This window comes from Oceanobacter sp. 1_MG-2023 (assembly GCF_030689025.1).
In the GTDB taxonomy this organism is placed as follows: domain Bacteria; phylum Pseudomonadota; class Gammaproteobacteria; order Pseudomonadales; family Oceanobacteraceae; genus Oceanobacter.
This window is the reverse complement of record NZ_JAUYWA010000016.1, coordinates 76,401-84,371: the sequence shown is the minus strand read 5'-3', so window position 1 is coordinate 84,371 and position 7,971 is coordinate 76,401. Positions and strand designations below refer to the sequence as shown.

Annotated in this window: 7 protein-coding genes; 1 reads left to right on the top strand and 6 read right to left on the bottom strand. The window is 48.0% G+C overall.

Features of this window, described 5'->3' with window-relative positions:
- Window positions 1-211 precede the first annotated feature (211 nt).
- From Q8W22_RS11500 to Q8W22_RS11480, 5 genes are read right to left on the bottom strand one after another with little or no spacing between them, the layout of a single operon-like run.
- Window positions 212-943: an arylamine N-acetyltransferase gene (locus Q8W22_RS11500; protein WP_305452432.1), complete on the bottom strand. Its 732-nt coding sequence runs from the start codon at window positions 941-943 to the stop codon at window positions 212-214.
- The gene (locus tag Q8W22_RS11495; RefSeq protein ID WP_305452431.1) at window positions 940-2,361 is read right to left on the bottom strand and encodes an asparagine synthetase B; all 1,422 of its coding nucleotides are present in this window, start codon (window positions 2,359-2,361) and stop codon (window positions 940-942) included. The genes Q8W22_RS11500 and Q8W22_RS11495 overlap by 4 nt, the downstream gene beginning before the upstream one ends.
- Window positions 2,362-2,384: 23 nt before the next feature.
- On the bottom strand, window positions 2,385-3,449 hold the full coding sequence (gene ribA / locus Q8W22_RS11490; protein ID WP_305452430.1) for a GTP cyclohydrolase II RibA: 1,065 nt from the start codon (window positions 3,447-3,449) through the stop codon (window positions 2,385-2,387).
- A gap of 14 nt (window positions 3,450-3,463) precedes the next feature.
- Window positions 3,464-6,835, bottom strand: a complete 3,372-nt coding sequence (locus Q8W22_RS11485; RefSeq protein ID WP_305452429.1) for a glycosyltransferase family 2 protein — start codon at window positions 6,833-6,835, stop codon at window positions 3,464-3,466.
- Window positions 6,836-6,884: 49 nt separating this feature from the next.
- Window positions 6,885-7,112, bottom strand: coding sequence for a helix-turn-helix transcriptional regulator (locus Q8W22_RS11480; protein ID WP_305452428.1), 228 nt, complete (start codon window positions 7,110-7,112; stop codon window positions 6,885-6,887).
- Between the two features lie 139 nt (window positions 7,113-7,251).
- Between Q8W22_RS11480 and Q8W22_RS11475 the strand changes: the two genes are divergently transcribed.
- Window positions 7,252-7,479, top strand: coding sequence for a hypothetical protein (locus Q8W22_RS11475; protein ID WP_305452427.1), 228 nt, complete (start codon window positions 7,252-7,254; stop codon window positions 7,477-7,479).
- 229 nt (window positions 7,480-7,708) lie between these two features.
- Here the strand turns inward: Q8W22_RS11475 and Q8W22_RS16690 are convergent, their stop codons facing one another.
- Complete coding sequence (locus Q8W22_RS16690; RefSeq protein ID WP_370694175.1) at window positions 7,709-7,891, bottom strand: DUF4372 domain-containing protein; 183 nt, start codon at window positions 7,889-7,891, stop codon at window positions 7,709-7,711.
- Window positions 7,892-7,971 lie beyond the last annotated feature (80 nt).

The following is a 7,971-nucleotide window of genomic DNA, read 5'->3' as shown; positions in this document are numbered from 1 at the left end:
TTCTGGTCATCAGACACCTCGTTTATGGTGGCGATATTACCACCTACGTTGGTGTCCAGAATCATTGAACCACTACACGTCTGGATAGAGAAAGTCCCCATTAAAGAGAGAAAACAAGCTCCCAGGAACTTCGTAATCTTCCAATGGCAAACTATAGGAGTGACACAGAATTTTGAACACTAACTAATAGTCGCTAGTCTCCCCTGTGTATTTAAGTGGGGTTTAGGACGGGCACTTCCCTTTTTTCTGAGAATGCCTGTGTTAGAAGAGCTGGAAGGCTCAGGTCGAAGCGCTGCTCTAACACATCTGGAAGCGACTCAGCTGATATTCCCTCGATAACCCGCACGTGTTCTTCACCGTAGATCTGCAGGCTTTCTCCTCGCAAAAACAGAAAGTGCTCTCCCACGATCGCCGAAAACCGAACACTTCTGGAGAAGGGATACTGAATTCCGGAGTTGTATCTGGCATGGATGTCTTTGAGGATATCTTCCTCACAGCGAGGCCGAAGCCAGATTTCCATTTGTAGGGATTCTTTTCCCTGACGCTGGTGGAATACCCTGACCCAATCGGCATCAACTTCTGTTCGATACCTCATCCCGAAGCATGAATACTCAATGTTTCGAGTGGCTGAGATCAACTTGATGGCTGGCCAGCCATTGCCGACATCCGCGAAATAGGTTTCTGCATTGATATGAAGCCTGACCAAACGGTGGATTTCCTTGCCACCAATGAATGCGGTGTGCAGATGGGCGTTCAGTCCTTGGGCTCTGGCATCAGCCAGGTAGCTCAGAGTCTTATCCGAGCATGTGCCGCCCGGTAAACCACATGGCTCACCGCTATTGTAGAGCAGGTTCAGGTTATGAAATGGCTGTGTGCGAAAGTGGTGTAACAACAAAGACTCTGCGATCATGATGGTTGCCGTGGTGCTACCTGAAGCGCTCACTTGTGCATTTCTCCGCGCTGGTCAATAAGCCGATCAAACACAGCATATTGATGAAAGTACGGGTGACTGTGATCAAACGAAAAGTGCTGTTTCCATATATCCAGAAGTTCTTCTCGCTCTGATCGTCCGTTGCGTTTCAGGTAGCGTACAACCCTACCTCGTATACCGCTGCCAACATCGCAGGAGGTTTTACGGCGCTGGAGAATGCTTTCAGGTAAATAGCCTCCAAATCCGTTTCTTAAAGAGACCTTGTTTTGATGGTTACTGTACAGCTGTTCTAATTCATACTGGTTGGTTAAATAACGAAGATTTGAGTCAAGAAACGGGCAGCGTGCTTCGATGCTATGAGCCATGCTGGCCATGTCGAGTCTGCGTAATTCGGTAAATTGCATGTCCTGAATGAGCTGCTGACGTGTTTCTTTCCATGGATCGGTCTGATTGAACTGATGGTAGCCACCGAAGAGTTCATCAGCACCTTCTCCTGTTAGTACAACCTTGATACCTGCTTGCCTTGCTGCATGGGCCAGTAACCAGGTTGCCAGGCCGTTGCTGATGATGGATGGGTTATAGCTCTCGGTGGCGAGCACAATGTTTTTGATCAGGGCTGGGATTTCTGACTCGGATGGCAAAGGAACGAAGGTGACTGTCTTCAGACTCAGGGCTTCAATCACAGTTTGAACGGCTTGGTGATCTGGCCCTTCTTCGGTCCCCAGCGTGAAACACTGAATATCGTCTCTGTATTTTGACGCAATGCTGGCGATCAGAGAACTGTCCAACCCACCACTTAAAAATAGACCTAACGGCTGTTCAGAATCAGGAAGGCGCTTGCGAACGGCGTTGTGCAATAGATCATGCAGGTTGTTGGTAGTTGCTTGTGCTTGGTGATCAAGGATTTGGGTGACTGAGCCAGAGGTCAGGTCGATTTCAGAGACACCTTTCGGCAGAAGCTCAAACCAGTCGATATGATTCAGTGCTTTTAGCTCGCTGGTGATGAAAAGGTCGCCTTCGGAGAAACCGACAAACAGTGGTTTTTTACCCATGTGGTCGCGCAGGCAAACAGCTTTCTGTGCTTCGTTATTTACAATAACTCCGGAGTAGAAGCCGTCGAGTTGATGAATAATCTCTGGGCCAAGCAGTTGGAAAAGCGGCAAGATAATCTGGGTGTCACTGCGGTAGTTTCCCAGGCTATAGCGCTGTGCCAGTTCCTTGAAGTTATAGATTTCGCCATTGAATGCACTGGCCAAAGCTCTGTCAGAGCAAGGCTGTTGCCCTTCGATCAGATCTCCATTGATAGCGAGCCGAACGAACCCAAGCGCAGTGCCTCCTTCTGACCAGATGCTTTGATCATCTGGCCCTCGGTGGTGCATATGACTCAGCAGTGTTGGCAGTCTGCTGATAGCCGACTGCCCTTTAAGCAACAGGATTCCACACATACGCAGAATTAGACCGAGGTTTCTGTGTGAATGCTTTGCTGTTTGATTTCAGCGCGAACTTGCATCAGTAGCTGTCCGAGACGGTTTTGGCCTGAGTCATTTCCGGAATCGCCCCAGAAGTCATCTTTTTCTGTGAACTCAATCAATTGTCTGTCACCGGTTGCCAGTAGTTTATTGGCTAGGTCTGGGTGCTGCTCAAACTTGGCTTTAAGTGCCTCGAACATGATTTGCTCACGAACATTAATCCAGTCGTTTCGCCCATGCTGGTCTGATAATTGGTAGGCAAGCGTTTTGGCTTTCATTGGCGTTAAGCAGCAGCGAATTTGCTCCTGATGCATGGGGTCAGAAAATTTCTGCGCTTGATAGTAGTGCTCTACGGTCGGCCAGATTTTGCCGCTCAGGAAGACCGCGTGTTTCGAGAAGTTGGAAAACTCTCCCCAAGGCTGGTCAGAGTGATAGAAATGAATGGGTGACTCGGACTGAAGCTGGTCGTCCAGAGGAATCTGGTGGCCCAGCTTTGCATTTTTGGTTTGCAGATAGTCGGCGTTTTCAGGACGTATGTTCGGATGAGTATTCAAACGAGAAGTCTGAATGCCATGAGTATTAAGGAATGCAGATTTACGTGGGTTATTGGATATCAGACGAACTTCGTTTATTTGTAGTTGCTGCAGGACGGTAACGGCTTCTGGGTAGCAGCGTATATCTTGTTCCAGCTCTAACTGCTTAAAGGCTTCTGCTGTGTCCAGCCCATCGCGCTCCATGGTTTTTACGGCTTTAATCTTGAGTGAAAGCCCGTGGCCACGTCCTTCCTGATGTTGATAAACAATCAAACCGCTGCCCTCAATGGCCATGAGCTTCATGGCTTCTCGCAGTTGGTCTGCACAGTCGCAATCCAGTGCTCCGAAGACTTCAGATGCCCGGCAAGAAGAGTGAACGCGCAGCAGAGGTTTGGGGCCAACTGCTTGAATATCTCCCATTGAAATAACACTGACTTCTTCAAGGCCGGTGTCATACATGCGGAAATCGCCCATTGGGGTGGGCAGAGTGCACCAATTGTCTAGTGCCAGTTTCATCTTGTACTTCCTGATTAGATGTTAGTTGTTTGCAGATTTAATCCGGCCGCATAGTCGTCGGCCTCCAGCGTCAAGTGAGCTAAAAAAGTCTGAATATCGGCTTTCGATAGTTTTCTTGCCCATGAAATGATGGTGAGAATGTTTTCAGTACTGAAGTCATCTTTCAGATATTGGTGAAGCTCTGAAAGCTCATTGGAGGTATCGATATGATGCAGTGTCTCTGTAAGCCCTTGAATGCGCATCATGCTGATTTTCAGGAGCTCCAGCCTTTGGCTCATGCTTGCTGTTGAAAGCTCGCATATTTGTTCAATTTCCAGATCGGTAAACCTCAGCCGATGGTTGCTGTGCTCTTTCAGAAAACTGGTTAAGCCCGCATAAAGAGCAGATCCCACAACCTCAGCCAGAACCTTATCGGCATTTACTGATGGCGTTACGTTAATTCGGCCAATGTGCTGAACAGGAAAACTCACCGCTTTAATGTTCATGCCGCGATAGTGGCGATTGACAACGGCCCAGATCATGTCAGATCGGCGAGCATCCCTGCCTTCGATTTGTAAAATGGTATTGGGCGTCAGGTTGAGCGCATCAGGATTGAGGACAAACGTACATCCACCTCGGTTGACTGACTCCGCTGCTTCAATGATCGGATTTTTGCAGAGCCGGGCCACAATGCCTCTGGTCAGCGGATCGCCATTCAGAATACCGGTTGCCCCAGCAATTAGACGTGCACGAGCCTCAGCAACCGTTTCATGATCATAAACAGGTTCAAGCCACATGGGATTTTCCAGGTGGGCAGAGTGTTTGCGAGACAAGTCGTAGTAGTAGTCAGGAAATTGCTCACGAGTATTTTCGTTTTCAGCCGCTCTGTTCGGTAGTGCAATATTTTGCGGCAGTTTGTTCAGCCACTGGAGGTTATGAACAATATCCATTAACTGAACTCTCAGCCCATTCAATGGAGGGTTGGGAGAAGCACCCTCATAAGCGCCCAATAATACGTCCACACCGTTGTCTCTGAATGCAGGCAACCACGGCAGATATTGCAGGGCTCTGGCATCAACCCGCATGTCATCATCCAAAAGCCAGCTAATAGCCCCGGGATTCTTGTTCATCTCCAGTCCCATATATCGCTGAATCATGGTTCTGGATACGGCGATGCTTTGTTGTGTTCCTAGTCGGATTTTCAGGTTGCTACCAAACAGCCCTGCATGCGCGTCAGCTTCGAACTGTGACGGTGTAATAACCGCCAGATCCATGTTTTTGGATTGGAGCTGGTGTGTGACTGACTCCAAAGATGCTGTTGGACAGTAGTTATCCAGCAGGAGTACCTTCAACGAAGCGATGCTGTTGCATGCCTTTAAATGCACAAGGCTCTGTAGTAGCGGGAGTAATACATCAGGTTCTGATGAAATGATTCCGACGATAAGTACGAACTTATGACAAGGTTCTACGATGTCGAATTTGGCCGGGTAGCGAATGGCATCGAACGGAAAATCGAGCTTTTGTCTGAACTCCGGGTAGCCTTTCATTTCTGGGAGTTCTGATGTTACCAGTGCCTGACACATCAGCCTCTTCAAGTCGCGATGATCGGCGTGGTAGCAAGCAAGAAAAGCCCTTCTTGCCATATGCTCAAAGCCAAGCAGGCTCCAGGGGCGAATATCAGAGCCATAGTCGATGAGTTTGACCCCGGATTCAGTCATAACCAGATTTTTGGGGTGAACGTTATTGCACACGATTCCGGCACGACTGCATCCATCCATGAATCGGATCAGGTCATTTTCATGGCCTCCCTTATAGGGCACGCTTTTTTCGTATGGGTATGTGATTAAGATCCATGGACCATCAGCTAGTACCGATTCCAAAGCGTACAGGCCGGGAGTATCTCCCCATGTACCTCCTTGGGATTTCAGAAAATTCAACTGTGCTTCCGGAATGCGTGTTTTCCAGTAGTCGATACACTTGAATATGGTTTTCTGGTCAGTGAACACAACAGCCTCAGAGCCGCACCCCAAGAGCGTTAATTCTCCTGCTGAAAAATAGCTCGAGACTCTGTATTTGGCCGATTCAATACGTTGCTGATGAATCCTTTGGCGGAATTCCAGTAGGTTGGATTCGGGTGAGTCGGCAATTTTTGATGGCAAGCTGCTTTGGTATATTTTCTTCGCACCGTATCTTTGAAAGAGCGCAGATATAGTGTTGAACTCATCCGGGGGCTGTGAAGCATCACTAACTTCTAAAAGCCATGTTTCACTGCCTGGTCGTGCTTCCGATATTTGCAAGCAGCAATAGCTCAAGGCGTCCAAGTCTGAGTAGTCTTCGAAAAAATCGGATGAAAAACGATCCAAAAGAAAGCATCCGAGGCCGTTTTCCCTGAGCGTTTGAATGCTATTTTGAACTGAATCATTGCTAACGTGGTTTTCACCTAAGAACACAATATCCAGGCCGATGAGTTGTTTATTTCTGAATTCGATCAGTTTGTTAACGAGTGTCTGAAGACTTGAGTTTTCAACTCCCAAAGAAATGCCAAGCACCACAGGGGGTTGGACAGGCTGAGGCGTTAGTGTTTCGTTGTTAATCGAGGGCCGTTGCCAATCGAATAGAGAATTGGCCCTTTGGTAGAATTGAAGCTGCTGACTCTGTGTCATTCGGCCAGAATATTTTTGCCAGAATGAAGTAAGGCCATTGAGCTTTTCATCGGAACCTTTAGTGCTGAGCCGAGGACGATAAGGCTCTGCGTAATGTTGTACCAATATTCTCGGAACTGCCGAATAGCGAATACCACCCAAATCAGCAATGCGAATGCACAGGTCTCTGTCTGTTGCGCTGCTCAGCGATTCGTCAAAGCAACCTGCTTTCAGAAACAAGTTCAGCTTGAGAAAGAGGTTGGATCCTTGAATTCCCGGGTTGCCTATCAGAAATAAATCCGGCTCCAGTTTTTCAGGAGCAAATGACGATACAGGTGTGTTCGGTTTCCCTTCGATTCTTTGGATGCCAGCAGCAACCATGTCTTGCTGACTGCTGGTCATGACATTTTGGCACGTCTCCAAATAGTCGGGTGACCAGGAGTCGTCGTCATCCAGAAAGGCCAACACAATATCTGGCGAGTTTTCAAATTCTCTCAGAACCAGGTCCACTGCCGAGTTCCAGCAACCACTGGCACCATTGGACCTGTGGTTCTGCAGGTAAAAGACACTGCATCCTGATAAGGAAATAGAGTCTACGACCGACCTGTTAATTACCTTGTTTTCAGGTTCTGAGTCGTCACAAACGACCAGGTAATCCGGAGTAATGGTTTGGTTAGCAATCGATGCCAGAGCGCGAGATTTCAGTAGCTCTGGACGATTACAGGTCGCAATGATTGCGACAATTTTCAATGATAGTGGTTTCAAACTGTTTGCCGTTCCATGGTTTCAATCAAGCTTTGAAAAATACTTCAAGCTACTCCAGATCACGCACCCGCTCCGCAATCTCTCCAACCTCACAATCAAAAAACTCACACAACGCATCCAACACGTCAGTCGTTGTGCTGTAGCCCACTTTATTTGCGATCTTCGACAACGTGGTCCGGTGTACGCCGGTGGCGGTGGCGACTTCTTCCATCGTTATACGGCGTCCTTCCTTGAAGGATTTGTCAGCGATTAATTCTTTCAATCTGAAACGAATCATTGATAGTTTACCATTTTCTATAGACCTACAATTATCGCTCAATAACGACTTTTGAAGCAAAGTCTCTACATCTTCTATTGACGAATGTTTCTAAATATCTATTTTTGTAGCTAAATATCATCAAAAAAGAGGTTTTAGTATGGCTACTTACATCACAACAAACGAGTTGGCGGAGCGTCTGCACTATAACGCTCGATACATTACTCAGTCTCTGAAGGATCGGATTCTGCTTGAAGGGACTCACTACATTCGTCCGTTTGGCGGTCGCAAGGTGTTGTACATCTGGGAGGTGATCGAAGACGAGATGCGCCGTTATTCCGAAGAAGACATGATTCCGATGAGCAATGGTGGAGTCTGCAATGGCTAGCATTTCGCCCGTTGCAGCTGAGGAAAACTTTAAAATACTGTCCGGGATTAGTTGACCTCTACACTCGAAGACCTTTCTGTCTGGCCAAACGGGGCAGCAAGCGAAAGAACAGCATGTAATAGACCAGCGTGGAGTGCTTTTGATTGGCATCGGCCAGTGTGCTTTTGCGAACGGGCTTCAGGCCCAGATGGTACAGACGGCGGGATAGTTGTATTGAACATCGATCTGTTCAACCAGCCCTCGCAAAGAGGAAGCACCACTCAGCTGACCCACCGGCAAGGCCACCAATTGCCCCCCAGCATGACAAGGTTCGTGTGCGTTTGTCGGCCTGGTATTGATCGACGGTTTGCTGAAATTGATGGCGAGGGATGACGTTGAGTAGCTGTGCCAGTACGGTGTTAGAATGTGCCAAGCCCGGTTCCTCTGAATGATGTCTGTGAGAAGCTTCATTTTACCGGAAACGGCATGGGAGCCGAGCTCCTTTCTTTTGGC